At 64.3% G+C, this 24,571-nt stretch carries 21 protein-coding genes and 1 pseudogene; 15 read left to right on the forward strand and 7 right to left on the reverse strand.

Annotated features, from left to right (window positions below):
* Window positions 1-49 precede the first annotated feature (49 nt).
* From istA (ACPJW8_RS14570) to istB (ACPJW8_RS14585), 4 genes and pseudogenes are all read left to right on the forward strand, one after another.
* Entirely contained in the window at window positions 50-1,579 is a 1,530-nt protein-coding gene (gene istA / locus ACPJW8_RS14570) for an IS21 family transposase (protein WP_425256353.1), read from the forward strand.
* Window positions 1,576-2,364 carry an IS21-like element helper ATPase IstB gene (istB, locus tag ACPJW8_RS14575; protein ID WP_237428195.1) on the forward strand — a complete coding sequence of 263 codons (789 nt, stop codon included), beginning with the start codon at window positions 1,576-1,578 and terminating at the stop codon, window positions 2,362-2,364. The genes istA (ACPJW8_RS14570) and istB (ACPJW8_RS14575) overlap by 4 nt, the downstream gene beginning before the upstream one ends.
* A 685-nt stretch (window positions 2,365-3,049) precedes the next feature.
* A pseudogene (gene istA, locus ACPJW8_RS14580) lies at window positions 3,050-4,619 on the forward strand (IS21 family transposase).
* Complete coding sequence (istB, locus tag ACPJW8_RS14585) at window positions 4,609-5,397, forward strand: IS21-like element helper ATPase IstB (protein ID WP_330194154.1); 789 nt, start codon at window positions 4,609-4,611, stop codon at window positions 5,395-5,397. The pseudogene istA (ACPJW8_RS14580) and the gene istB (ACPJW8_RS14585) overlap by 11 nt, the downstream one beginning before the upstream one ends.
* Window positions 5,398-5,716: 319 nt before the next feature.
* Here istB (ACPJW8_RS14585) and ACPJW8_RS14590 read toward each other — a convergent pair whose 3' ends face one another.
* From ACPJW8_RS14590 to ACPJW8_RS14605, 4 genes are all read right to left on the reverse strand, one after another.
* The gene (locus ACPJW8_RS14590; RefSeq protein WP_330187279.1) at window positions 5,717-6,571 is read right to left on the reverse strand and encodes a hypothetical protein; all 855 of its coding nucleotides are present in this window, start codon (window positions 6,569-6,571) and stop codon (window positions 5,717-5,719) included.
* A 77-nt stretch (window positions 6,572-6,648) separates the two neighbouring features.
* Complete coding sequence (locus ACPJW8_RS14595; RefSeq protein ID WP_425256354.1) at window positions 6,649-8,208, reverse strand: polysaccharide biosynthesis tyrosine autokinase; 1,560 nt, start codon at window positions 8,206-8,208, stop codon at window positions 6,649-6,651.
* 91 nt (window positions 8,209-8,299) lie between these two features.
* On the reverse strand, window positions 8,300-9,451 hold the full coding sequence (locus ACPJW8_RS14600; protein ID WP_330187277.1) for a hypothetical protein: 1,152 nt from the start codon (window positions 9,449-9,451) through the stop codon (window positions 8,300-8,302).
* A gap of 13 nt (window positions 9,452-9,464) precedes the next feature.
* Window positions 9,465-9,752 carry a PqqD family protein gene (locus ACPJW8_RS14605; protein ID WP_330187276.1) on the reverse strand — a complete coding sequence of 96 codons (288 nt, stop codon included), beginning with the start codon at window positions 9,750-9,752 and terminating at the stop codon, window positions 9,465-9,467.
* Window positions 9,753-9,853: 101 nt separating this feature from the next.
* Here ACPJW8_RS14605 and ACPJW8_RS14610 point away from each other — a divergent pair, with 101 nt between their 5' ends.
* The 8 genes from ACPJW8_RS14610 (at window position 9,854) to ACPJW8_RS14645 (ending at window position 17,605) form a co-directional block, all read left to right on the forward strand.
* Complete coding sequence (locus tag ACPJW8_RS14610) at window positions 9,854-10,924, forward strand: LCP family protein (protein WP_330187275.1); 1,071 nt, start codon at window positions 9,854-9,856, stop codon at window positions 10,922-10,924.
* A 61-nt stretch (window positions 10,925-10,985) separates the two neighbouring features.
* Window positions 10,986-11,945 (forward strand): arsenic resistance protein, encoded by a 960-nt coding sequence (locus ACPJW8_RS14615; protein ID WP_330187482.1) that lies wholly within the window; start codon window positions 10,986-10,988, stop codon window positions 11,943-11,945.
* Window positions 11,946-12,009: 64 nt separating this feature from the next.
* Complete coding sequence (locus tag ACPJW8_RS14620) at window positions 12,010-12,135, forward strand: hypothetical protein (protein ID WP_330187274.1); 126 nt, start codon at window positions 12,010-12,012, stop codon at window positions 12,133-12,135.
* A 117-nt stretch (window positions 12,136-12,252) separates the two neighbouring features.
* Complete coding sequence (locus ACPJW8_RS14625) at window positions 12,253-12,996, forward strand: histidine phosphatase family protein (RefSeq protein ID WP_330187481.1); 744 nt, start codon at window positions 12,253-12,255, stop codon at window positions 12,994-12,996.
* Window positions 12,974-13,936: an ADP/ATP-dependent (S)-NAD(P)H-hydrate dehydratase gene (locus ACPJW8_RS14630; RefSeq protein ID WP_330187273.1), complete on the forward strand. Its 963-nt coding sequence runs from the start codon at window positions 12,974-12,976 to the stop codon at window positions 13,934-13,936. Before ACPJW8_RS14625 ends, ACPJW8_RS14630 begins: the two co-directional genes overlap by 23 nt.
* Before the next feature lie 39 nt (window positions 13,937-13,975).
* On the forward strand, window positions 13,976-14,386 hold the full coding sequence (locus ACPJW8_RS14635) for a hypothetical protein (RefSeq protein WP_330187272.1): 411 nt from the start codon (window positions 13,976-13,978) through the stop codon (window positions 14,384-14,386).
* Between the two features lie 41 nt (window positions 14,387-14,427).
* Entirely contained in the window at window positions 14,428-14,892 is a 465-nt protein-coding gene (locus ACPJW8_RS14640) for a DUF4383 domain-containing protein (RefSeq protein WP_330187271.1), read from the forward strand.
* Between the two features lie 442 nt (window positions 14,893-15,334).
* Window positions 15,335-17,605, forward strand: a complete 2,271-nt coding sequence (locus tag ACPJW8_RS14645) for a S9 family peptidase (protein ID WP_330187270.1) — start codon at window positions 15,335-15,337, stop codon at window positions 17,603-17,605.
* Between the two features lie 103 nt (window positions 17,606-17,708).
* Here ACPJW8_RS14645 and ACPJW8_RS14650 read toward each other — a convergent pair whose 3' ends face one another.
* Window positions 17,709-18,866 carry an acetate kinase gene (locus ACPJW8_RS14650; RefSeq protein WP_330187269.1) on the reverse strand — a complete coding sequence of 386 codons (1,158 nt, stop codon included), beginning with the start codon at window positions 18,864-18,866 and terminating at the stop codon, window positions 17,709-17,711.
* Between the two features lie 181 nt (window positions 18,867-19,047).
* On the opposite strand from ACPJW8_RS14650, the gene ACPJW8_RS14655 reads away from it, so the two are divergent.
* On the forward strand, window positions 19,048-19,248 hold the full coding sequence (locus tag ACPJW8_RS14655) for a hypothetical protein (RefSeq protein WP_330187268.1): 201 nt from the start codon (window positions 19,048-19,050) through the stop codon (window positions 19,246-19,248).
* A 97-nt stretch (window positions 19,249-19,345) separates the two neighbouring features.
* Here ACPJW8_RS14655 and pta read toward each other — a convergent pair whose 3' ends face one another.
* Together pta and ACPJW8_RS14665 are read right to left on the reverse strand one after the other, a co-directional pair.
* Window positions 19,346-21,421, reverse strand: a complete 2,076-nt coding sequence (gene pta, locus ACPJW8_RS14660) for a phosphate acetyltransferase (RefSeq protein WP_330187267.1) — start codon at window positions 21,419-21,421, stop codon at window positions 19,346-19,348.
* A 99-nt stretch (window positions 21,422-21,520) separates the two neighbouring features.
* Window positions 21,521-22,456 (reverse strand): hypothetical protein, encoded by a 936-nt coding sequence (locus ACPJW8_RS14665; protein ID WP_330187266.1) that lies wholly within the window; start codon window positions 22,454-22,456, stop codon window positions 21,521-21,523.
* Between the two features lie 245 nt (window positions 22,457-22,701).
* Here ACPJW8_RS14665 and ACPJW8_RS14670 point away from each other — a divergent pair, with 245 nt between their 5' ends.
* Both ACPJW8_RS14670 and paaK read left to right on the forward strand, forming a co-directional pair.
* Window positions 22,702-23,208, forward strand: coding sequence for a hotdog fold thioesterase (locus ACPJW8_RS14670; protein ID WP_330187265.1), 507 nt, complete (start codon window positions 22,702-22,704; stop codon window positions 23,206-23,208).
* Between the two features lie 3 nt (window positions 23,209-23,211).
* Complete coding sequence (gene paaK, locus ACPJW8_RS14675; RefSeq protein ID WP_330187264.1) at window positions 23,212-24,564, forward strand: phenylacetate--CoA ligase PaaK; 1,353 nt, start codon at window positions 23,212-23,214, stop codon at window positions 24,562-24,564.
* Window positions 24,565-24,571 lie beyond the last annotated feature (7 nt).

Below are 24,571 nucleotides of genomic sequence, written 5' to 3' on the forward strand. Positions count from 1 at the left end.
TGATGACGGTGTCTAAGCGCACCAAAAGCGAACCAGGAAGAGGCCCTGTATGAAGTCTGACGGAGAAATCATGGAAATTCTTGCTGCCTACGATCTGACCGGATCGTTGCGCGCCACCGCGGAGCTCACGGGCTGCTCGCACCACACCGTTGCTAAACACGTCACCGCCCGTGACGCGGGCCGGCCGATCGGGGAACCCGCGGCCCGCGGCCGGGTCACCGACGCGTTCCTGCCCAAGATCGAGGAATGGATCGAAGCCTCCAAGGGCCGGATCCGGGCCGACAAGGCCCACGAAAAGCTCCTCGCTCTGGGCTACACCGGTTCGGAACGGTCTACCCGCCGGGCGATCGCGCAGGTCAAAGCCGCGTGGCGGCTGGGCCACACCCGCGTCCACCGGCCGTGGATCACAGAACCGGGGATGTGGTTGCAGTACGACTTCGGCGACGGGCCCCGGATCGGCGGGGTGAAGACCATCCTTTTCGTGGCCTGGCTGGCGTTCTCACGCTTCCGCATCGTGATCCCGCTCAGGGACAGGACCGCGCCGAGCGTGTTCGCGGCCCTGGACCGGTGCTTCCGGATCCTCGGAGGGGCGCCGACCTATGTCCTCACGGACAACGAGAAGACCGTCACCACCGCCCACGTCGCCGGGGTCCCGGTGCGCAACCAGCAGACCCTGGACTTCGCCCGGCACTACGGGGTGACCGTGCTGACCTGCCAACCGGCGGACCCGGCCACCAAAGGCGGAGTCGAAGCGTCCGTGAAACTCGCCAAGGCCGACCTCGTGCCCAAAGACACCAACCTCCGCGATGACTACCGCACCTTCGCCGAGCTCGAGGCCGCCTGCACGGCGTTCATGGACGAGGTCAATCACCGTGAGCACCGGACGACGCGGCGGAAACCCGCGGCCATGCTCGCCGAGGAAGCCCCGCGGCTGCACCGGATCCCGGACACCGCCCACACGGTCGCGTTCGGCCTGGCCCGCGGCGTTCCGGAGAACACCCCAATGGTCACCTTCGAAAACGCCCAGTACTCCGTCCCGGCCCACCTGCTCGGAGCCCGGGTGTTCGTCCGCACCCACGGCACCGGGCCCGGCGAGCAGGTCATCATCGTCCACCACGGCACGACCGGGCCCGTCGAAGTCGCCCGCCACGAACGGGCACGGCCCGGCAGCCCCGCCATCAACGACGAACACTTCCCCGGAACCCGGGCGAAGCTCCCCGGCGACTACGAGGTGAGGGCCCGCAGCGCGGACGAGGCCGCGTTCCTGGCCATCGGCGAAGGCGCCAGAACCTGGCTCGTCGAGGCCGCCGCGGCCGGGACCGCAAGGATGAACGTGAAAATGGCCGAAGCCGTTACGCTGGCCAAAATCGCCGGCACTGATCAGGTCGACCGGGCCCTGGGCGACGCCGCCCTGCACGGCCGGTTCGCGCACCCGGACCTCGCCTCGATCTTGAACGCCAACATCCGCCGCACTACCACCCACGCCGCCAACGAAGCCACCTCCCTCACCCAAGGAACAGGGGCGTGGGCCGCGATCGGCAAACCCGCAACCATCACCACGCCGGAGGAGGCCCGATGAGCCCCGTCACCACGACCAATACCGTGGCTCCGCCGCTACCGGCGGACCTGGAGGCCCTGATGCGGTCCCTGAAAATGCCCCACGCCCGGGCGCTGGCCCCGGACCTGATCGCGACCGCCCGCGCCCAGCGGTGGGAACCGGCCGAGGTCATCAAGGCCCTCTTCACGGAGGAAGCCGCCGGCCGGGCCCGGTCCATGCTCGCTTCCCGCCGCAAAGCAGCCGGGTTCCCGACCGGGAAGACCTTCGAGGCGTGGGACCCTGCAGCGTCCTCCATCCCGGGCCCGACCCAGCAGGCACTGCGGACCCTGGAATGGATCACCCGCAGGGAAAACTTGGTCGTCTGCGGGCCCTCGGGGACGGGGAAGACGTTCTTCCTCGAAGCCCTCGGCCAGCAGGCCGTCGAAGCCGGAATGCGGGTCGCTTGGTTCAGGCTCGAGGACCTCGGCGTCCTCATCCGCGCCCACCGAACCGATGACAGCGTCACCCGGGCCGTTGCCCGGATCCTGCGCGCCGAGCTCGTGGTCATCGATGATATTGGTCTGTTGCCCGTGGCCACGGACGCCGCCGAAGGCCTCTACCGGGTCGTGGACGCAGCCTACGAAAAACGCTCCGTCGCGATCAGCTCCAACCTCCACCCCGCCGGGTTCGATGAGCTCATGCCCAAAACCCTCGCCACCGCCACCGTTGACCGACTGCTGCACCACGCCCACGTCTGCCAGACCAGCGGCGATTCCGTCCGTCTTACCCAGGCCCTCGCCGGAAAAGGAGTGACCCGCTTGAACTGACCAACCCAACGATGGCCGACCCCGCCGAAACGAATCAGTGGGCAGATCTGTTGGCCATAACCGGGCAGTTTTACTGGCCACCAGCGGGCACATCAACTGGCCGCCCATGGGCAGAACGTAATGGCCATTGACACCCCACGTTGACACCACCAACGGGAGTCCTAGGTTCGCATTCAACAGGGCCAGACCCTCATATGGCAGCCGTAGTGCGTGTACGAGGTCCGGAGAGCTGATCTGGGCTTGTTTCCGTAATTCCGCTCTCCGCCCCCGGTTTCGCACAAGTGCCAGCGCGGTTTGAAGACCCTCGGTGGGCCTTATCTCTTTACCAGTGAGGGTGCGGGGTGGAGTTACTGCTTCGTCCCGAGCCCTTACTGCTACCTGTCTGAGCCGGGACACTGCACCGGACGGTTGAACCACTGGGAAATCATCGTCCACGAACTCGCTGTGTAAGCGGCAACTTTAAACTGACCGGGTACGGAAAATCTGATTGACCGTTCGCGGCAGTGGTTTTGACCGGCGGCGGCAAGGATTTTTGGACAGCAGCAGGCCACGGTGTGTGGCTTGGCGTGCTGGGATTCCCTTGTCCATCCCTCGTGTCGTTGCGGGGAGAGCCCCTTCCTTCCGCGGTGAAATGGCGATGCCAATCGTCTGTATTTCACCCGTTGTGGGAAGAAAGGGGCTCGTTGTGAAGTCTCCAGGAGAGTTCATGGAAATTTTAGCTGCTTACGATTTGACCCGGTCGTACCGGGATGCCGCGAAGATCTGCGGCGTTTCGCACAACACGGTCCGCTCGTATGTGAAGGCCCGCCAGGAAGGCGCGCAGGCGCCGGTGGCCCGGCAACGCGGCCGGATGACCGACCCGTTCCTGCCGCAGATGGCCTCCTGGGTCGAGCAGTCCCGCGGGAAGATCCGCGGCGACGTGGTGCATGAGAAGCTCCGGGCTTTGGGGTTCACCGGGTGCGAGCGGACGACCAGGACCACGCTTGCTGAGTTGAAGGCGAAATACCGGGCCCGGAACGTGCGCGTGCACCGGCCCTGGACTCCTGAGCCGGGTCTGTGGCTTCAGTATGACTACGGCGACGGGCCCGTCGTTGACGGGGTGAAGACGGTGCTGTTCGTGGCCTGGCTGGCGTTCTCCCGGTTCCGGATCGTGATCGCTTTGCGGGATAAGACCATGCCGAGCGTGTTCGCCGCCCTCGACCGGACGTTCCGCCTGATCGGCGGGGTCCCGACCTACGTATTGACCGATAACGAGAAGACCGTCACGGTTGAGCACGTCGCCGGGATCCCGGTCCGGAACCACCAGATCGTGGCCTTTACCAAGCACTACTCAACCTCGCTGCAGACCTGCCTGCCGGCCGACCCGGCCTCGAAGGGCGGAGTGGAGAACGCGGTCAAGATCGCCAAAGCCGACCTCGTCCCGAAGGAGACCAATCTGCTGCCCGAGTACCGGTCCTTCGCCGAGCTGGAGGCTGCGTGTGAGGCGTTCATGGAAGAGGTAAATTCGAGGGTGCACCGGGCCACGCTGGAGATCCCCAAGGACATGCTCCGGGTTCTCGAAGGACCAAGGTTGCACCCGGTCCCGGCGACACCGGTGACGGCGAGTTTCGGCCACACCCGCCAGGTCCCGCCGAACACGCCCATGATCACCTTTCAGCAGTCCCGCTACTCCGTCCCGCACACCCTGATGGGTCAGATGGTATGGGTGCGCGGGACCGAAACCGAGGTCGTCATCGTCCACGTCGGGAACGCCGGCCCCGTCGAGGTCGCCCGGCACAAACTCACCCGCCCCGGCACCCCCGCGATCATCGACGCCCACTTCCCGCCGGCCCCTTCCGGGGCCCCTGGAACGGGTGATCCGCCCGACCAACAAGGCCGAGGAAGAGTTCCTCGCTCTCGGCGCCGGCGCAGCGCTCTGGCTCAAGGAAGCAGCCGCCGCCGGCACCGGAAAGATCCGGCACAAAATGGAACGCGCCGTCACCCTGGCCAAGGTCCTCGGCGCCGACGAGGTCGACAAGGGCCTGGGAGCGGCAGCGGTGCATCAGCGCTTCACCCACGAGGACCTGCTCTCCATCGTCAACACCGGCAACGCCACAAGCCACACAACCAGCATCATCCACACCGTCACCGACCAAGGCCAATGGCTGAGCCAGGGCACCGGCTCCTGGGCCAACTTCGGCACGACACCCACCACCGCGCCGACCACCGGCCCCGCCGTTGACGGCGATCTTGAAGGAGCCATCGATGAGCGCTAAAACCATGACCCGGCCCCTGGCCGATACGGCGGTAGAGAACGTGATCGCGCTGATGCGCACGACCCGGATGCCGCACGCCCGCGCGGTGGTCGCCGACGTCCTGGCCACCGCGAAAGCCCAACGCTGGGACCCCACCGAAGTCGTCCGCGTCCTGCTCGAAGCCGAAGCCACCGGCCGGAACCGGTCGATGCTGGCCACCCGGCGCAAACGCGCAGGATTCCCCACCGGGAAGACCTTCGATGTCTGGGACGAGGCCCTCTCCACCCTCCCGGCCGCGACAACGTCGTTTCTGCGGACCCTGGAATGGGTGCGGCGCCGGGAGAACCTGATTGCCTGCGGGCCCTCCGGCACAGGTAAGACCCTGCTCCTGGAAGCCCTCGGCCAGCAGGCCATCGATCAGGGCATGTCCGTGTCCTGGCTCAGCATGGAAGACCTCGGCGCGCTCGTGCGACGGCACCGGATTGATGACAGCGTCAACAAAGCCATCACCCGCGCCACCAACGTGGATTTGATTTGTATCGACGATATAGGCCTGTTGCCGGTCTCCGCCGACGCGGCCGAGGGCTTCTACCGGGTCGTGGAAGCCTCCTACGAGAAACGGTCCCTGGCGATCAGCTCGAACATCCACCCCTCCGGGTTCGATGAGCTCATGCCCAAAACCATTGCCACCGCGACCGTGGACCGGCTTCTCCATCACGCCCACCTCTGCCAAACCAGCGGCGAGTCCGTCCGGCTTATGCAAGCCCAAAACGGGAAAGGAACCCGACCCATGAGCTAACCCAAACCCCCGGTCAGGCGCCCCGAAACCCGGCACGCCCGGGGCACCTGACCCTGTCCAAAAATACTTGCCGCGACCGGTCACTCACCTGCCACCAGCGGGCAAACCAACCTGCCGCCACCGGTCATTTCTAAGTTGCCGTTGACACTCGCTGCTCACGCAATGAACTTCGACACCTGCACGGATAAGACCTGCAGCCCATGCCCGCGCTGTAGGACTGCGAAAGTCCGCATAAAGAAGTACCTTCATTCCGTCACTTTCGGCGTTGGCCTAGATTCCATCAACTGGATTCCCGTTACTCGGATTGACAGAGGGTCGGCTAGGGCCGCTTGCCTTTGTGCCAAATTGAGCCAATGTTCTGAACCAGAAAGGGAATCCGGTTGAAGAACACTCGCCATCGGCCGACCCTGGCTATGAATCGCCCTTTGAGACTCACATCGGCGTATAGGTCAGCACCCAGAAGCGCCCGTTTTGAAGGAATTAATGCTGAATAGAGAATTCCAGGCCATTTCTGCCAAGGAGCCGCCGACAGAGCAACCACCCAGGCGGCGCCGGGTTCACGAACGCTGGTCAGGTTCCTCCAGTCCGGGCTGGGATCGGGCCAGGACGAAACGACAGCCGGACCAAAGGCGTCCACTAGGAACGGTCGCAGGGCAGCGAGAGAGTTCGAAGATTGCGCGATTCGAAGTATCGAGGACCGATGCCTGTCCAGTGGCAGTTGGCGAAGAAATCGCAGCGCCTCCTGCTCCGCTAGTCCGTGCGGTGTACGCAGTGCGTGGAGCGCCGTGATGACCACCCCAAGTTCGAACGTCGGAACTCGGATGAGCTGGCCGGCCATGGGAAATTCTTGGGTTTCGGCCCACAACAAGTCAAAGCATAGAGCGGCCGGCATATCCATTCCAGGAAAACGGAAATGGACATCTATGTTGTTCGGCCAAGAGTCGTGGTAGAGGGTCTCAGAGTGCCTCGGAAAGCCAACCAGTTCTCCTGCGCTGGGCCTGGTACGCCAGCCGAGCGAAGACAGTTCGCTGAGTAAAGCTGGCATGTCATTGGGCGAAACAAAGGCATCCACATCTATGGACACTTTCGGTCGGCGCAGGCCCATTTCTCCGCTGGCGGGGCCTTTGATGAAGAATACCCGGACGCCAACTTTCTGGGCTGCGTGGCCGATCATTGCGTGACATAGGAGGACCGCTTCGCCAAGCTCCAGAAGGCGTGATGGGGACGTAGAACCCCGGGTACTTGCTGAAGTCACCTAGTTGAGCGCCGGCTGCGCGTCGGAGCAAAGGTGCTGGGCTGCGGAGGCAGTGTGTCCGAAAGGAGCCGGTCGAACTCGCTATCTGCGTGCAACTGGACGGGCTCCTCAACCTCGGCGAGCGACCCGTACGATCCGTAGTAGCTATACGAATCAGCCCCGGAAGTCGGCACGCGATTCAAGATCGTCCCGAGGATATGGCCCTTGGCCTTACGCATGTTATCAAGCGCCTTGCCCAGCTCATCTTGGGTGGTTTTGCCCGCATTGACTACGACGATGGCACCGTCTGCGGCCCGTGACAGAACGGCTGCATCGGTGACAGGGAGCAACGGCGGGGCATCAATCAAAACTGTCGCGTCTCGGGCGAGAGTGCGGAGCATGGTCTGCATGGCGTGAGAGCCTAGGAGTTCGCTGGGGTTCGGCGGGATTCGTCCAGAGCCAAGAACTTGAAGGTTAGGCACGTTGCCCCACTGCTGCAGGACATCTTCCACCTCCGCTTGACCACTGAGAACGTCCGTAACGCCAACGCCAGGAACCAAGTTGAAAACGTTCACCACCGTGGGACGGCGCAAGTCGCCGTCGATTACAACGACTTTTTCGCCAGCTGCGGCCATGGTGGCGGCAAGGTTGGCTGTAACGGTGGACTTTCCTTCTGCGCTGACGGAGCTTGTCACGACGATGATGCGAGGGGGATTATCAACGTCAATGAACTGAAGGTTGGTCCGCAGTTCTCGTAACGCTTCGGTGATTGCGTGGCTGCCAGATTCCGCAGCGATGGAGCCCGCCGCACTGCCGTCCAGAACTTTGCTCTTCCCGTCCAGGCGGTGATCGACGGGAAGGGTTCCAATGACGGGGACGCCGAATAGTCGTTCAATTTCCGCCGCACTGCGAAGGCGCCGGTCAAGGTGGTTCCGCAGGAGTGCGTAAGCCATACCCATGAGTAGGCCAAGCGCAGCTCCGAAGAGAAGTACCGTCTTAACGTTCGGTGAAACTGGGCTCGTGGGAAGGACCGCAGTTCCCAGTGGCACAACGCTGACGGAAGGCGCGGCGGCCGGCTGAGATTCGGAGGCTACGGTTCCCTCAAGCTCATTGACCTGCGCGGCGAGCGCCCGCACCCATCCGTCCGCAATCCTTCGAGCGTTTTCCGGATCCGTCGAGGTGGCCGTGACCTTCAGCTCTGCCGTGTCCAAGGGAACGGAAATTGTGACGGCATTCAAGATCTGGTCCGCCGTAGTGTCCAATCCGAGATCGGCAATGACGCGATCAGCAACCAGCCGGGACGATGCTACGGACTTATAATTCTTAGCCTTTGACTTAGCCAGGCTGTCGCCAGCAAGAGACAGGCTGAGGTTTTCGGATCCACCAGCGACCACAATGCCGCTAGACTCTGATGCGTAAATTCTCGGCTGGAGGAAGGTCCAACCGAATGCCAGCAGCGTTGCTGACAGGGTGGTGGCCACTATGGCCTTCCAATGCACCCGGACAACGCGAAGGTAGTCAGTTAAAGCCATTCCCGTAGGTCCTTCAGCGTTCGGCGTTGCTTCAAGGCCACTCACGCGATACTTCCTTCCCCTGCGAAACCACAGCGGCTCGCACAATTTTTTATTTTACGCCACAGAAAATCCTTATGCTGATGCAAGAGGTCGTTCAGCTTCTTTCGAGTCGAATTAGTCGCTTGGCCGTCATTTCGCTGATTGCTGCGTCGACCAGCAGTTGATAGTTCTCCGGCAGCCCGTGGCGTGTTTCGAGGCCGCGCACAATTCCATCCATAGTGACCGGAGCACCTGCGAGTTCCCAAATGGTGGGAGCGATGCCGCTTAGCCGAACGACTTCGGCACCTGTGAGCAGGATGAGCTCGCCATCGATCTCCACCACATCTTGCGGATTTAGTCGGACGTAGTAACCCGGCGGTACCTCGCCGAACGCAGCTGCAGGGGGCGGAGCAGACCATCCCGCATCGTCTGGTTCCCTCGGTTCGAAGAGATGGGCAAGGGCTCCCGTCAAATCCTCGGCTTCCGAATACTCCACGCGCCAGACACCGCCTACCCTATCGATCAGCCGGCAGAGCGACTGGAGCGGCCGTTCAATTCGCCCTTGGGATGAGGTGTCCGGAATCAGTGCCAAGACCGCGTCGACTAAAGGAACTTTCTCGACCAGCGGTTCACCCTTCCAGTCGTGTCGGCGGTTTAGCAAAGCAATGCCGTGTATGTGCACCGCATCTGGAGCCTCCAGCAGTCCAAGCCCGTCAGGGCTTACCTGCTCCTTAAACAGGCCACCGTTCTTGATTGACAAGGGTTTGGGATACGCCCGCACCACGCCATCAGGCTGGATGGCAATCGTCTCATCAGTGACGTAGCCAAAGCTTTGGCCCAGGATCCGCGACGCAGTCGTCTTTCCCGTCCCGGACTTTGCCACCAATGCCAGGACCCTGCCCGACTCAGGGTCCGCGATCCCGCAAGCGTGGAGCATGGTGAGCTTCCCCGCCTGGGCATCAATGGCCCGAAGCGTGAGGTAGGACGAAATGAGCTCGGCGAGTTCCTCGAATGAACCGGCGGCCACTTGAAGGTGCGATCCAACAGATTCCCCATCAACCCGGGTCAAGCAGGCGGTAAACGGCTTGGCATCGGTGCCTTCCTCGGCCCGGATTCCGTTGAGCAGCGGGGCAGGATTAACACAGCGGCTCCAGGCGCTCCCCAGGTCCGCCGCTTGGGCGGACGTGACTCCGGATCCCCAAGCCACAACGAACTGAGTGCCAAAGACATCTAAGATCAAATCACGTTGCTCAACGGGAGAATTCACAGGTGGGACCACTTCAGCTAGTAACGGGCACGGATTCGATGAGTTGCTGTTCTGCCAATGAATTCAGAAAATCAGCGGTTTGAGCAGCGATAGTGGATATCGGTTCACCGTAATATTCGGCTAACTCCTCAAGAATTTTTCCCTCACTTGACACGCCGTCAATAAGGCCCCAGATCCGGGCGGCCGGTCCCTCGAGGACCACTGGCTGGTCCGCGTCCAGATGAAGGAGCGCCACGCGGTCAACACCATCGTGGGTAACTTCGGCAACCAGCGACGCTTTGCGCCACACAGTGAAGCTCATGACTCCCCCTCTGCTTGATGAGCCGTTCGGCCACTCCCAGGCGGCGACAGGCAAGCCACTTGATACTATCCAAAAACCTGCCTTCGACGTTCAAGGATCACATGTCACTGCCTCCCATCCTGGAAAATTCCTTCGATGAGCCATCTGTACCTGAGCCACCGCGGAAACGGAGGAAAGGACGCACAGCCCTCATCGTCATAGGCTGCCTCGTTCTTGTAGCGGCATTGGTGGCAGGCGGCTACGTCTTTAACCTGGCCAACACCTTTGATTCAAATACAGACAAGATCGAGCAAGCATTTCCGGAAGAATCCAACCGCCCCAAACCCGCCGAGCCTGTGAACGGCACCTCAGCCAAAAACATCCTGCTCATGGGCAGCGACAGCCGGGGCGCAACGGAAGTGGATGCGGCTAACGGTGCAGCGACGGACCAGCGGGCAGACACGCTCATGCTGCTTCACATCCCTGCAGACCGGAAAAACGTCTACACCGTTTCGCTCATGCGGGACCTATGGGTGGACATCCCCGGCCACGGCCAGTCGAAAATCAACTCCGCCCTGGCCTACGGTGGTGTCCCCCTGATGGTGCAAACAGTGGAGTCGCTTTTCAACCAGCGAATCGACCACGTGGCAATGGTGGATTTCGAGGGTTTCAAGGGCTTGACGGATGCACTGGGAGGAGTAGAAGTTACCAGCAGTATCGGGTTTACCTCCGGTCATGCTGAGGGCTATCAGTTCAAGGCAGGACCAAACTTGCTCAACGGCGAACAGGCACTCGCGTTCGTTCGCGAGCGCTATGCCTTTGCCGACGGCGACTACCAGCGCGTTCGGAACCAGCAGGCCTTTCTGAAAGCGATTATCGGCAAAACCATCAGCGCCGAAACCCTGACCAACCCGGTGACCATCAACAACATGGTTCAATCCATGGCCCCCTTCGTCAGCGTTGATAGGACCCTGAATTCCGGAGCCTTGGCGAGCCTTGGCCTCGAGCTCAAGGACATCCGCCAGCAGGACATCGCCATGTTCACACTGCCCACGAACGGAATCGGCACCTCGTCCGACGGCCAGTCAATCGTGCTGCCGAATCCGGAGGCGATTGCCAATATTTCCAATGCCATGGCCAGTGACACCCTGGGCGACTACATCACGTCCAACAACTTCCAGAACGGCAATTGACCTGCCGGCAGGCTGGTCATGATGTACGTCGACGGTGACCGCTCGGAATTTTGTGGGCTGGATGGAACGCCACCAGATCGGCCTGTACCTCGCGGCAATAGCCGTTGGCGGCGCGGCTGGTTTCCTGGCGCCCGGCTCCGCCGGGGTGCTGGAACGTTCAATCAACCCGGTGCTCGGTTTACTGTTGTACGCGACCTTCCTGGGCATTCCTTTTGCGTCCATTGGCAAAGCAGCAAGGGACGTACGGTTTCTGGCAACGGTGATGGTTCTGAACTTCATCGTCGTTCCCTTGGTGGTGTTCGGGCTAACCCGCTTTATCGCTGGTGAACAAGCCCTGCTGATTGGCGTCCTGCTGGTGCTGCTGACACCCTGCATTGATTACGTCATCGTCTTCAGCGGGTTGGCTGGCGGTTCCAGTGAGCGTCTCCTGGCTGCAGCTCCAGTGCTAATGCTGGCGCAGATGTTTCTACTGCCGGTTTATCTCCTGGTCTTTGTAGGGTCCGATCTTGTTGCAGCCATTGATCCGGCGCCCTTCGTTGACGCCCTCATCATGCTGATCATCATCCCGCTTGCAGCCGCCGCGCTGACTCAGGGGTTGGCCCGCCGGGCGCTACCTGGCCGATTGGTCAAGGACGTGATGCAGGCCTTGATGGTTCCGCTGATGATGGCCACCCTGGCTGTGGTCGTCGGCTCTCAGATCGTGGGCGTCGGCCAGGAAATAAGGTCGCTGCTGGCCGTGGTCCCGCTATACGCGGTCTTCCTGCTGGTGATGGTTCCGTTGGGGATGATAGCGGCCAGAACGTCAGGCCTCACGCCGGCGGCAACTCGCGCAGTAGTGTTCAGCGGTGCCACTCGTAATTCGCTGGTGGTGCTGCCGCTGGCATTGGCGCTTCCCGGGCCATTGGCCCTGGCGTCCCTGGTGGTCGTCACGCAGACCCTGGTCGAGCTGATCGGGATGATCCTCTATGTCCGTTTCCTGCCTTTGATCATTCCGGCTGCTCCGCGGCGGCGGCCAGCCTAATTCGAACTTGACTTGCCAAGTAGGCTGATCATTGTGTATAGCGGGGTTGCCCTAGGATTGTTTTATGGGGAACAGCTATGAGACCGACAACCGCAAGCAAAAGCGCCTTCAGCTGCTTGGAAACATTGCGCTAGGAGTGCTGGCAGCCGTCACGCTGGCCGTCATCGTCTGGGTCTTCGTTCTGCAATAAGATCCGCGCCCCCACCAGCCTCTTCACCACCAGTAGTACAGTAGGCAAATACTAAGCACACTGTCGAAATTGGGGTGATCGAGTTTGGCCACCGATGAATCCATACCCGCGGGCCGGATGTCAGGGGCCGTGGAACTTGTCCTGGTCCGGCACGGGGAGAGCGAAGGGAACGTCGCAGCAACCGCCGCCCAACTCGGCGGCATCGAGCTGATTGACGTCCCCGCCCGCGACGCCGACGTACTCCTCTCCCCCACAGGCCGGGAACAGGCCGCAGCCCTGGGCCGCAGAATGGCGGCCGTGGCACCGGACCGGAGGGCCGACGTCGTACTCTGCTCCCCCTATGCGCGCGCCCGCGAGACTGCGGAGATCGCGGTACGGGAAGCCGACTGGGACGTTCCGGTGCGCTCCGACGAACGCCTTCGGGACAGGGAACTGGGCATCCTTGACATGCTGACGCAGCTTGGCGTGGAGCGGCGCTTCCCGGACGAGGCTGAACGGCGCCGGTGGCTGGGCAAGTTCTACTACCGCCCGCCGGGCGGCGAATCATGGGCGGACGTGGCGTTGCGGCTCCGCTCGATCGTGGCCGAACTCAACGCACTGGGCAGCGGCCACCGGATCATGCTGGTGTGCCATGACGCCGTGGTGCTGCTGTTCCGCTACATCCTGGAAGGACTGTCCGAACGCGACATCCTGGATTTGGCGGCCACCACCACCGTGGCCAACGCCTCCACCACAACCTTTGTCCGCCCCTCCGGCGAGGGTGCCTGGACGCTGCAGGACTTCAACCAGACCAGCCACCTCAGCAGCCTTGGCGTCACGGTCACGGAACACGGAGGGGATGCCAGTGTCCAGCCGCGATGAGGTTTCCGCGCCCGAGTCAGCGCGCACGATTACTCCCCTGCTGCTGCGTGACTGGCCGCTCCCCGAGGCCGGAGAGGACAAATACTCACGCGGCTCCGTAGTGGTGATTGGCGGCGCCCGCTCCACGCCCGGCGCCGTCCTCCTGGGCGGGACTGCCGCCCTGCGTGCCGGAGCAGGGCACCTCACCCTTGCCGTGGCGCAGTCCGTGGCACCCCACGTGGCGGTGGCACTTCCGGAGTGCGGCGTCGTCGGGCTTCCGGAGTCCCCATCCGGCTCCGTGTCCTTTTCCTGGCCGGACGCCGTTGCCGAGGTGCTGGGGGATTCCCTGAAGCACGCCGACGCCGTCCTGGTGGGCCCCGGGCTGGACGACATCGACGAAGCCGAAACGCTCCTTCGCGGGCTGCTGGCCTGGTCCGCTTCCCGGCCTGCGGATTCCGGGCCCACCTGGGTGGTGGACGCCTACGCCCTGGGCTGCCTCCCCCGTCTGGGCACCCTGCTGGAACCATGGGCCGGCCGGCTCATCCTCACCCCCAATCCCAAGGAAGCCGGCGTCCTGCTGGGGGAAGAACCGGAAGAGCTCGACGGCGGCATCGCGGCTATTGCGCAGCGCTACGGGGCCGTTGTGACATGCCAGGGAGTCATCGCCTCGGGCTCCACTGCTTCCGGTTCCGGCTCTGGCCCCGATTCCCGGTCCGTCCAGCTGTGGCGCCTGGGTACGGGCCGGGGCGGATTGGGTACCTCCGGAAGCGGGGACGTCCTTGCCGGGGCAACCGCCGGCCTGCGCGCCCGTGGCGCCTCCAGCGAGCAGGCAACATGCTGGGCAAGCCACCTCCATGCGGCCGCGGCGGACAGGCTCGCCAGCCGCATGGGTCCGCTGGGATTCCTGGCCCGCGAACTGGCGGACGAGCTCCCCGGACTGCTGCTGGAGATGGGTCCCTAGGACTTCCCGCCAAGGGATTTACAAAGCATGCTTACTTTTATGAGTAAGCATGCTTACTATTATCCCGAAGGAACCATCACAGCAGCAGGAGGACACATGCTCAAGGTATGGCTCGCAATGCTCGCGGCCCTCACAGTGGCATTGACCCTGGCGATCGGCACCCCGGGCACCACCGCGAGCGCAGCAGACACAACCACAGCGGCGCGGGACGCCCCGGCGGTAGTGGCGTTGACGGCGTCGACCCCTGCTCCCACCCCCACCGCCACCAGCGTGGCGCCAACAGCGGACCCCACCAGCGCCAACCCGGTCAACCCCGGCACCGGTGAAACCGCGGAACAGGAATCGAACCGGCTGGGCTGGGCGCCGCTGGTCATCACGGCCATCCTGCTCCTGGTACTGGTCTCCGCAGGCATTCTCTGGTGGCGCCGCCGCAACACCGAGCGCCTCTGACCCACCACTGACAACCCGCCCACAACAAGAAGGAGCACTCCATGGCAACCACAGCCCGCACGTCAGGCAGCACCCGCCTCCAGACCGCCGCGAGGGTGGTGGGCGCGGTGTTCCTCCTGGTCGGCATCCTCGGCTTCATCCCGGGAATCACCAGCAACTACCCCGCCCTGGGCATGGCCGGGCACGAATCCGAGGCGCTGCTGCTGGGCGTCTTCCAGGTCTCGGTGCTGCACAACATCGTCCACCTGCTGTTCGGCGTGGCGGGTATGCTCATGGCCCGCACCCCCGGACAGGCCCGCAACTACCTTCTCTACGGCGGACTGATCTACCTGGTGCTGTGGCTGTACGGGCTGATCGTGGGCCACGACTCGCCAGCCAACTTTGTTCCCGTCAACGACGCCGACAACTGGCTGCACCTGGTCCTGGGCATCGGCATGATCGCCCTGGGCGTGGTGCTCTCCGGCAAGCGCGACGTTGCACCGGGGAGGGCTGCGCCGCGGCGCTAGGTCTTCCGCCACGCTCCCCCAACTGACTGGCAGCAGACGTCGTCACTTCGTGTTTTGACGACGTCTGCTGCCAGTCAGTTTTCGCGTGTTGGGTTACTCCCCCGGACGCAGCGGCGTGGGCCCCGGATCCGGGACTGGCAGCGGACCGGGATTGGGGAACGGACCCGGCGGCGGATTGGGTGCGGGCCCGGGCACCGGGAACGGATCCGGGCTGGGATAAGGATTCGGCGGCGTAGTGGGATCCGGCGGGCCAGGCTCTGGCCCCGGCTCCGGCATCGGCTCGGGCTCGTGCACTGGAGGGATAGTCATACTCAGTCCTTTCCGAACTCATCGGGTTTCTGGACGCATTCCCACGATACGCCGGACCGCCGGAAGGCAACAGGGCTACCCCGGTAGCGAACGGGCCATCGGATTGTCCGGAGCCCGCCATATATTGGGAAGCATGACCCAGACTCCGCTGCAGCCGTCCCCGGAAACCACGCCCAGCTCCGCCCAGGGGGCGCCAGCCGCAGATAAGGCTCCCCGCCCTCCCGTGGCACGCAAGGTTCCGAAGGAACGCACGCACCACGGAGATACTTTCGTGGATCCGTACGAATGGTTGCGCGATAAGGAATCTGCCGACGTCGTGCATCTCCTGACATCCGAGAACGCCTATCAGGAAGCCGTCACGGCGCACCAGGCACCGCTGCGCGAGGCCATCTTCCAGGAGATCAAGGGCCGCACCCAGGAAACAGACCTCTCCGTGCCGCACCGCAAGGACGACTGGTGGTACTTCGGCCGCTCAGTGGAGGGCAAGGAGTACGGGATCCAGTCCCGCGTCCGTGCGCAGGACACCGGCAACCCCGTGGCCGACTGGACCCCGCCGTCCGTTGAACCGGGTGTGGAGATTCCCGGCGAAGAGGTGCTGCTGGACGGCAACATTGAAGCCGAGGGCAAGCCGTTCTTCTCCATAGGCGGCACCGCCGTGACCAAGGACGGCAACCTCTACGCGTACGCCGTGGACAACGCCGGCGACGAACGTTTTACGCTGCGCATCAAGGACCTCCGCACCGGCGAACTGCTGCCGGACGTGATCGAGAACGTCTTCTACGGCGTCTCCTTCGACCCGGATGGCAGCCGCATTTTCTACACGGTGGTGGATGACTCCTGGCGCCCGTACCAGGTGAAGGCGCACGTCCTGGGCACACCGGTCAGCGAGGACCAGGTGATCTACCAGGAGGACGACGCCGCCATGTGGCTGGGCTTCGAACTCTCCTCGGACCGCCGCTACCTGGTGCTCAGCATCGGCTGCTCCGAGTACAGTGAAACCCGCCTCCTGCGCTTCGATGACCCCTCCGCGGAGCTGACCACCGTGGTGTCCCGCAACGAGCGCGTGCTCTACGAGGCGGAGCCCTTCCTGCTTCCCACGCCCGACGGCGGCACCTCCGAACGCATCCTGCTCACCCACAACCGCGGTGCCGTGAACTCCATGGTGTCAATCGTGGATCCCTTGGAACTGGCGAAGCCGCTGTCAGAGCAGAACTGGAGCACCGTCGTCGAGCATTCCGACGATGTCCGCGTCAACGGAGCCGGCGTTACGGCCACACACCTGATCGTTTCCATCCGGAAAGACACCATTGAGCGCGTCCAGGTGATCGGGCTGCCCGGGCTGGGGACGCCCGCGCAGCAGCCTCCGGTGGAGCCCGCGTTTGACGAGGAGCTGTACACGGCCAGCGTGGCGGGATCGGACTACCACGCGCCCGTGATCCGGATGGGCTACACCTCCTACTTCACGCCGTCCCGCGTGTACGACTTTGTGCTGCCCACCGCGTCCCTTCCGTCCGGCGAGCTGCTGCTGCGCAAGGAAAGCCCCGTCCTGGGCGGCTATTCCGCCTCCGATTACGTGGCCACCCGGGAATGGGCGACGGCGGCGGACGGCACCCGCATTCCGCTGTCCGTCCTGCGCCACGCATCAGTGCAGCGCGATTCGTCCGCCGCCGGGCTGGTGTACGGCTACGGCTCCTACGAGATGAGCATGGACCCCGGCTTCGGCATCGCACGGCTGTCCCTGCTGGACCGCGGGATCGTGTTTGTGATCGCCCACGTCCGCGGTGGTGGCGAACTGGGCCGCCACTGGTACGAGGACGGCAAGAAACTGGCGAAGAAAAATACCTTCACCGACTTCGTGGACGCCACAGACTGGCTGGCCTCCTCCGGGTGGGTTTCGCCGTCCCGGATTGCGGCCATGGGCGGGTCCGCCGGCGGGCTCCTGATGGGCGCCGTGGCCAACCTGGCTCCCGAAAAGTACGCCGCCATCCTGGCCCAGGTGCCGTTCGTGGACGCGCTCACCACCATCCTGGACCCGGAACTGCCGCTCTCTGCCCTGGAGTGGGAGGAATGGGGCAACCCCATCACGGACCCCGAGGTCTACGCGTACATGAAGTCCTACACGCCGTATGAGAACGTCCGTTCCGTGGCGTACCCGAAGATCGCCGCGGTGACTTCCTTCAACGACACCCGCGTGCTGTATGTTGAGCCCGCCAAGTGGGTGCAGGCCCTTCGGTCCGCGACTACCGGATCCGAGCCCGTGGTGATGAAGATCGAGATGGACGGCGGGCACGGCGGCGCGTCCGGCCGGTACGTGCAGTGGCGCGAACGGGCCTGGGACTACGCGTTTATTGCCGACTCCCTCGGCGCTGTTGACCTGCTGCCAGGTGCCGGGCTGCGTCAGTAGGGCCGCTCACTTTGTACCGGTCCCCTCCCAACTAGGTCGCAGTTAATGTCGTCAAAACGCGAAATGACGACGTTAACTGCTACCTAGTTGGGGGCGGGGCGGGTTACTGGGAGCTCACGACGGCGGCAGTCGCCTCCGCGATCGCCCGCTCCTCATCAGTGGGAACCACCAGGACAGGGATGGCCGACTGCGGGGTGGAAACCACCCGCGGTTCCTTGGACCGCTCAAGGTTCAGGCCGGCGTCGAGCTCTATGCCCAGCGCACCCAGCTTGTCTGCCACAAGCGCGCGGAACTGATGCGAGTTCTCCCCGATTCCGGCAGTGAACACCAGCGCCTTCGCCCCGCCAACGGCCACATGGTAGCCGCCGATGTACTTGGCCAGCCGGTAGGAAGCCACGGCGAGCGCCATGGCAGCCTTCGGGTCACCGGCCTCGGACGCCTCAACCACTGAGCGCATGTCGTTATTGCTGGCCAGGCCCTTGAGCCCGGACTCACGGTTGAGCATGGAGTCGAGGTCCTCCGGGTTCCAGCCGGCACGGGCCAGGAACACCAGGATGGACGGATCCAGGTCGCCGGACCGTGTGCCCATCACCAGGCCCTCCAGCGGAGTGAAACCCATGGAGGTGTCCACCGACCGGCCGCCCTGGACAGCCGTGACAGAGGCGCCGTTCCCCAGGTGGGCAATGACGCCGTCGAACTCTTCCACCGGAAGATCCAGTAGCCCGGCAGCTCGGTGCATGACGTATTCGTGCGAGGTGCCATGGAAGCCGTAGCGGCGGATCCCGTGGTTCGTGTACAGCTCATCCGGCACGGCATAACGCCACGCGTGCTCCGGCAACGTGCGGTGGAAAGCGGTATCAAACACGGCAACCTGCGGCATGTCCGGCCACTTCCTGCTGATGGCCCGGATGCCCAGCACATTGGCCGGATTATGCAGCGGCGCCAGCGGGTTGAGGCGCTCGATGGCCCGGGTAATCTCGTTATCAATCAGCACCGGCTCCGCAAACCGCTCTCCGCCATGGACAACCCGGTGCCCCACGGCACCAAGCTCCTGGTCGCCCAGCTCCTCATGGATGGCCGCGTCCACCAGTTCCAGTGCCTCGGCGTGGTCGCGCGGGCCCTCGATCTCGCCGTCACCCTCCCCGCCGTTGCCCATGCCGATCTTCTCGATCAGCCCCTCAGTCAACACGCTCCCGGCGGCGACATCGCGCACCTGGTACTTGAGCGACGACGAGCCGGAATTGATGACGAGCACGAGCATGGGGCCTCCTCAGCCTGGCAACCGCTGTTTGGTCCCACTATATGTGCGCCGACATGGCAGTTCGCGGCAGTCCCTGCCGGCGCGACTGCCGCTAAGTGCCACCTCGCGGGTGCTTGCGGGGCGGGGCGCGGTGTGCCTACAGTCGGCAGACCAGCCGGACCACGCCGAGAGGACCTTCGAAATGACGAACGAACCCACGCAGGCCGACGACAACGACCCCACCAACACCGGATCCAGCAGCACCGCCCCACTGGACAAGAAGCCGGAGCGGGACGACGGAACCAAGGACCCGAAGAAGATGGACCTCACGCCGCAGGGCCTCTCCGACGAACCCGCCAAGCAGGAAGACCCTGACAGCCTGGCGAAACCGGACAACAGCTAGGTCCGGGGCGGGGTTTCGACAAGCTCAACCACCGGGGATCGATCGGTGATCGAGCCTGTCGAGATCAGGTTTCGACGTTTCGACGGTTTCGACAGGCTCAACCACCGGCCTGCGCTTGGATTGCCGTGATGGCTACCGTGTTCACGATGTCCTCCACCGTGCAGCCGCGGGAGAGGTCGTTGACGGGCTTCCGGAGCCCCTGCAGCACGGGCCCCACAGCCACTGCGCCCGAGCTCTGCTGCACCGCCTTGTACGTGTTGTTGCCCGTGTTGAGGTCCGGGAAGATGAACACGGTGGCCTGCCCTGCGACGGTGGACCCGGGCATCTTGGACTCGGCGATGGAGGCGTCCACGGCGGCGTCGTACTGGATGGGACCTTCTACGGCGAGGTCCGGGCGGCGTGAACGCACCAGTTCGGTAGCCTGCCGTACCTCCTTCACGGCTTCCCCTGTTCCGGAGCCGCCGGTGGAGTAGGACAGCATGGCTACGCGGGGTTCCACGCCAAACTGGGCGGCGGTCTCCGCCGAGGCCAGCGCAATGTCCGCCAGCTGCTCCACGTTCGGGTCCGGATTCACGGCACAGTCGCCGTAGACCAGCACCCGGTCCGCCATCAGCATCAGGAAGACGGAGGAGACGATCTTCACGCCCTCGCGGGTCTTCACGAATTCCAGCGCAGGGCGGATGGTGTGGGCGGTGGTGTGCGCGGCGCCGGAGACCATCCCGTCAACGACTCCCAGCTGGACCATCATGGTGCCGAAGTAGCTGACGTCCTGCATGATCTCCAGGGCCTTGGCCAGGTCCACGCCCTTGTGTGCCCGCAGCTCGGCGTACTTCTCCGCGAACTTCTGCCTGAGCTCTGACGTGGCGGGGTCCACGATGGTGATCCCGGAGAGGTCGATGCCGTTCGCCGCCGCCAGCTCACGCACTGTGCTTTCGGGCCCCAGGACGGTCAGGTCGCACACGTCCCGGCGGTGCAGGATCTCGGCTGCCCGCAGGATCCGGACGTCCGTGCCCTCCGGCAGCACCACGTGCTTCCGCTCGGCGCGGGCCCGTTCAATGAGGTCGTGCAGGAAGCGCAGCGGCGTCATCCGCTCGGCGCGGGGCAGGTGCAGGCGCTCCACCAGCTCCGCCTCGTCCACGCGGCGGGACCACAGGCCCAGCGCGGACGCCACCTTGCGCCGGTGCCCGGACCAGATCTCGCTGCGGACTTCAGACACGCGGCGCGCCGTGGTGTACGTGTCTTCCTCGGACGCAAAGACCGGGAACGGCGCCTGGGCCAGCAGCGGGTAAATGTTGGCATCCGGGGCCAGGCCACCGGTGAGGACCAGCGCCGACGCCACAGGAAACTCCGGCGAGAAACTCGAGGCGAGGCATGCCACCATCACGTCGGCACGGTCCCCCGGCACAATCACCAGCGCGCCCTCATCCAGCACGTTCAGGAAGTTGCCCACGTTCATGGCCGCGACCTTGATGTCCCGGACATCGCGCTCCATATCCGGCCGGCCCGCGATCTGCCGGACGCCCAGTGCCGCCGCAACCTCCCCGGTGGTGGGGCGCGCGATCTCCTCCAACTCGGGCAGGACATACACGGGACGTCCGGAAGCTCCGGGCTTCACCTCGGCGGCGATAGCATCGACGTCGTCCGCGTCCGCACGGTTCACCATGATGGCCAGGAGGGCACACTTTTCCGCCGCAAGTTCCTTCCGGGCAACCTCGACGGCGGCACTTGCCTCCGCCACGGTTCGCCCCTTCGCGCCCACCACGGCAACCACCGGAGCGGCCAGGTTGTTGGCCAGCCGGGCGTTGAGATCGAACTCGACGGCGGCGTCCTGGCCGGTGAGGTCAGTCCCCTCCACGATCACAACGTCACAGTGCCGGGCGATGTCCGCGAAGATCTCCACGCAGCGGGCATCGATCTCCGCGCGCTTCCCCTCGGCCAGCAGCGAGCGCACTTCCTCCTGGGTTAGCCCGCCGCGGCAGCGCTCGTCATCCAGTTCGAAGCGGGACTTCATGAGGGCAACCATCGGGTCCTGATTGACGTCCGGCCCATGGACTACGGGTTTGAAGAACCCGATCCGGTCCGCGTGCCGGTGCAGGGTATCCGCCAGGCCCAAGGCCACAAGGGATTTGCCCGAGCCGGGAGTGGTTGCGCTGACGTAAATGCCTTTGGCCATGGGTCCGCCCTTTGCCGAGGAGATGCCGGTCCTCCCATCATTCCATCCCGGCAGCGCGGCTCCCCGGGCTTCGGCGGCTTGGGGTGTGTGAACTGCGTCCTAGGAGCAGAGGAACAGCGTGCAGCTGAAGGAGTCTGAATTGGCTCCGGTGCCACCCGGGGGCTCCTCGGAAACGAGCGAAAGGCTGAAGCTGGAGAGTACGTTCACGCTCACCAGGCCGAAGTCGAGGCGGGCGGTGTCGCCGGGAGCAACAGGGCTGCTCAGCTGGATGACAGCGTTGTTGCCATCGCCGATCGAGACGAGGCTGAAGACGGTACCGTCCAGGATGCCTGCCAGACCGTCTCCGCCGAGGGCCTGCAGAGAGATACCGGTGGTGGTCAGCTGGAACTGCGTGCCCGCGGGGATCGCCGCGGTGCCGACGTTGTTGATGTCGAAGCCCTGCGCCACGACGTTCAGGGTTCCGGGGTCCGCCACGATCTGGGCGTCCCACGCGTTCACGGTCAAGGTGACCTGGGTGGCGGCAGTGTCATTCGAGGTCACGGAGCCGCCCGGGGAAACAGTGGCCACAATTCCGTAGGTGCCGCTCACGGGCTGGACGTCGAAGCCGGACGCGGGCAGATCCCCATAGGTAGAGATGTTGACGGTCAGCGTTTGGCCCGGCTGCAGGACCGGCAAGGTCAATGTGGACTGGGTCAGCGTGTTGACGGCCCCCAGGGAGCTCGGAATCAGGCGCATCGGGTAGTCCGCGGGCCAGGTGACCGTGAGGGTCTCGCTGCCCGTGGTTGCGGTGGGGCCGAAGTTGGTCACGATCATGCTGCGCTGGACGAACGCGGCGGTGACCGTTCCGCCGTCGAAGCTGCTGACTGCAGAGCTCGCAGCGCCGGTAAAAGTCACCCCAAGGTCCGGAACCACGACGGACGCGGAGGCCGCCGGGGCAGCAATTGCTGCAGCGATGACGGGGAGCGACCACGCCGCACCCTTGGTGACGGTTCGGCGGCTCACGCCGGAGCTGTTCAACTGCTGGTCCTGCGTCATACTTGTGGCCCTTCTCCGGAAGTCAGATACTCGGGAAAACTGCTGGGCAACGCGCCCCCAAGCTCCTACGTTAGGGCAGACGCCCAGTTCAGATCGTTGCCTGCCGGGATCTGTCGCCGGTTGCACGGTACCTGTCGCAAATTGCGCTTTGCGGGCGCCTCGATTCCCAGCCAACCCTTGACAGCCTACCCCTCCATGGGATTACCTAATGAACATTCGGTAACTAAAGCTGGAGGCAATGAGGCATGGTCGAGACAACGCTGTCCGGGGTGGCCCATCCCATTCTGGAGAAGGACCACGCCTCGGCCTGGCTCGGAATCCAGGTACTGCACCTGCGCCCCGGCCACGCCACCATCCGGATGACCCTCCGGCAGGAAATGCTCAACGGCTTCGGCATTGCCCACGGCGGAATGATCTTCGCCGTGGCGGACACCGCCTTCGCCCTCGCCTGTAACCCCGTGGACAGCGTTGACCCCCAGAACGGGGAGCCGGCGAGCATCACCGTTGCAGCCGGCGTCGACATCAATTTCCTCAAACCCGCCCGCGAAGGCCAGATCATCACCGCAGTTGCAGGCCTCCGCTCGCAGTCAGGCCGCAGCGGCATCTATGACATCCAGGTTTTCGCTTCCGACGCCGATCCCTCCTCCGCTGCGGACGCAGACTCCCCCAACCTCCCGCCAGCGCCCGGCGAGCTCCCCGGCGAACTCATTGCCGAGTTCCGTGGCCGCAGCCGCACTATCCCGAAGAAGTAGACAATGACAAACACCGCCCATGAAACAGCCACCGTGACCGAAACCGGCCCAACACTGGACCCCGAGGAGACCATGTCCCGGGACCAGCTGGAATCGCTGCAGCTGGAACGCCTCCAGCACACCGTCGCCTACGCCTACGACCGCGTCCCGCTGTACAAGCGCAAGTTCGACGACGCCGGAATCCACCCCAGCGACCTGCGCGAACTCAGCGACCTGGGCAACTTCCCCTTCACCACCAAGGAGGACCTGCGCGCCGAGTACCCGTTCGGCATGTTCGCGGTTCCGCAGAGCGAAGTAGCCCGGGTGCACGCGAGCTCGGGCACCACAGGCCGGCCCACCGTCGTCGGCTATACCAAAAAGGACCTTGCCGACTGGGCCAAGCTCGTGGCTCGCTGCTTCCGCGCCTCCGGGATCCGGCCGGGCATGAAGGTGCACAACGCCTACGGTTACGGCCTGTTCACCGGCGGCCTGGGCGCGCATGCCGGTGCGGAGGCACTGGGTTGCACCGTGATCCCGATGTCCGGCGGGCAGACCGAACGCCAGATCCAGCTCATCCAGGACTTCAAGCCGGACGCCATCCTGGCCACGCCCACCTACCTGCTCACCATCGCCGACGCCATGGAGCACATGGGAATCGATCCGGCGTCTACCTCGCTCAAGTACGCCGTGCTGGGCGCCGAACCATGGACCCAGGAAATGCGGCACGAGCTTGAGGTGACCATGAACATCAAGGCGTGCGACATCTACGGCCTCTCCGAGGTGATGGGCCCCGGCGTCGCGGGTGAATCGGTGGAAACGCAGGACGGCAGCCACATCTGGGAGGACCACTTCCGCCCCGAAATCATCGACGCCTTCAACCCCGTGGCCGGCAAGGACAACGTGCTGGGCGACGGCGAACACGGCGAGCTGGTGTTCACCTCACTCACCAAGGAAGCCCTGCCGATCATCCGCTACCGCACCAAGGACCTCACGCGCCTGCTCCCCGGCACCGCCCGCCCCGCACACCGCCGGATGGGCCGCATCACCGGGCGCAGCGACGACATGATCATCCTGCGCGGAGTCAACCTCTTCCCGTCCCAGATCGAGGAAATCGCGCTGCGGATCCCGGAGCTCAGCCCGCACTTCCAGCTGGAAATCACCCGCCCCGAAGGCCAGCGCATGGACCAGCTGACCGTCCGCGTCGAGCGCCGGGAATCCGTATCCAAAGAGCAAAGCGCGACGGCGGGACTCACCCTGCGCGAACAGATCAAGATCCACGTGGGTTCTTCGTGCACCGTGGACGTGGTGGAGCCCGGATCGCTGGAGCGGTCCGACGGAAAGCTGAAGCGGATCTACGACCTTCGACCCAAGGCGTAGCGCCTGC

This window comes from Pseudarthrobacter sp. J47 (assembly GCF_049810315.1).
Taxonomy (GTDB): domain Bacteria; phylum Actinomycetota; class Actinomycetes; order Actinomycetales; family Micrococcaceae; genus Arthrobacter.

Bases quoted from the DNA above. Each gene is read 5' to 3' on its own strand.
- istA (WP_425256353.1), top strand. From the start codon at position 50: ATGAAGTCTGACGGAGAAATCATGGAAATTCTTGCTGCCTACGATCTG.
- istB (WP_237428195.1), top strand. From the start codon at position 1,576: ATGAGCCCCGTCACCACGACCAATACCGTGGCTCCGCCGCTACCGGCG.
- istB (WP_330194154.1), top strand. From the start codon at position 4,609: ATGAGCGCTAAAACCATGACCCGGCCCCTGGCCGATACGGCGGTAGAG.
- ACPJW8_RS14590 (WP_330187279.1), bottom strand. From the start codon at position 6,571: ATGATCGGCCACGCAGCCCAGAAAGTTGGCGTCCGGGTATTCTTCATC.
- ACPJW8_RS14605 (WP_330187276.1), bottom strand. From the start codon at position 9,752: ATGAGCTTCACTGTGTGGCGCAAAGCGTCGCTGGTTGCCGAAGTTACC.
- ACPJW8_RS14610 (WP_330187275.1), top strand. From the start codon at position 9,854: ATGTCACTGCCTCCCATCCTGGAAAATTCCTTCGATGAGCCATCTGTA.
- ACPJW8_RS14615 (WP_330187482.1), top strand. From the start codon at position 10,986: ATGGAACGCCACCAGATCGGCCTGTACCTCGCGGCAATAGCCGTTGGC.
- ACPJW8_RS14620 (WP_330187274.1), top strand. From the start codon at position 12,010: ATGGGGAACAGCTATGAGACCGACAACCGCAAGCAAAAGCGCCTTCAG.
- ACPJW8_RS14625 (WP_330187481.1), top strand. From the start codon at position 12,253: ATGTCAGGGGCCGTGGAACTTGTCCTGGTCCGGCACGGGGAGAGCGAA.
- ACPJW8_RS14630 (WP_330187273.1), top strand. From the start codon at position 12,974: ATGCCAGTGTCCAGCCGCGATGAGGTTTCCGCGCCCGAGTCAGCGCGC.
- ACPJW8_RS14635 (WP_330187272.1), top strand. From the start codon at position 13,976: ATGAGTAAGCATGCTTACTATTATCCCGAAGGAACCATCACAGCAGCA.
- ACPJW8_RS14640 (WP_330187271.1), top strand. From the start codon at position 14,428: ATGGCAACCACAGCCCGCACGTCAGGCAGCACCCGCCTCCAGACCGCC.
- ACPJW8_RS14645 (WP_330187270.1), top strand. From the start codon at position 15,335: ATGACCCAGACTCCGCTGCAGCCGTCCCCGGAAACCACGCCCAGCTCC.
- ACPJW8_RS14650 (WP_330187269.1), bottom strand. From the start codon at position 18,866: ATGCTCGTGCTCGTCATCAATTCCGGCTCGTCGTCGCTCAAGTACCAG.
- ACPJW8_RS14655 (WP_330187268.1), top strand. From the start codon at position 19,048: ATGACGAACGAACCCACGCAGGCCGACGACAACGACCCCACCAACACC.
- pta (WP_330187267.1), bottom strand. From the start codon at position 21,421: ATGGCCAAAGGCATTTACGTCAGCGCAACCACTCCCGGCTCGGGCAAA.
- ACPJW8_RS14665 (WP_330187266.1), bottom strand. From the start codon at position 22,456: ATGACGCAGGACCAGCAGTTGAACAGCTCCGGCGTGAGCCGCCGAACC.
- ACPJW8_RS14670 (WP_330187265.1), top strand. From the start codon at position 22,702: ATGGTCGAGACAACGCTGTCCGGGGTGGCCCATCCCATTCTGGAGAAG.
- paaK (WP_330187264.1), top strand. From the start codon at position 23,212: ATGACAAACACCGCCCATGAAACAGCCACCGTGACCGAAACCGGCCCA.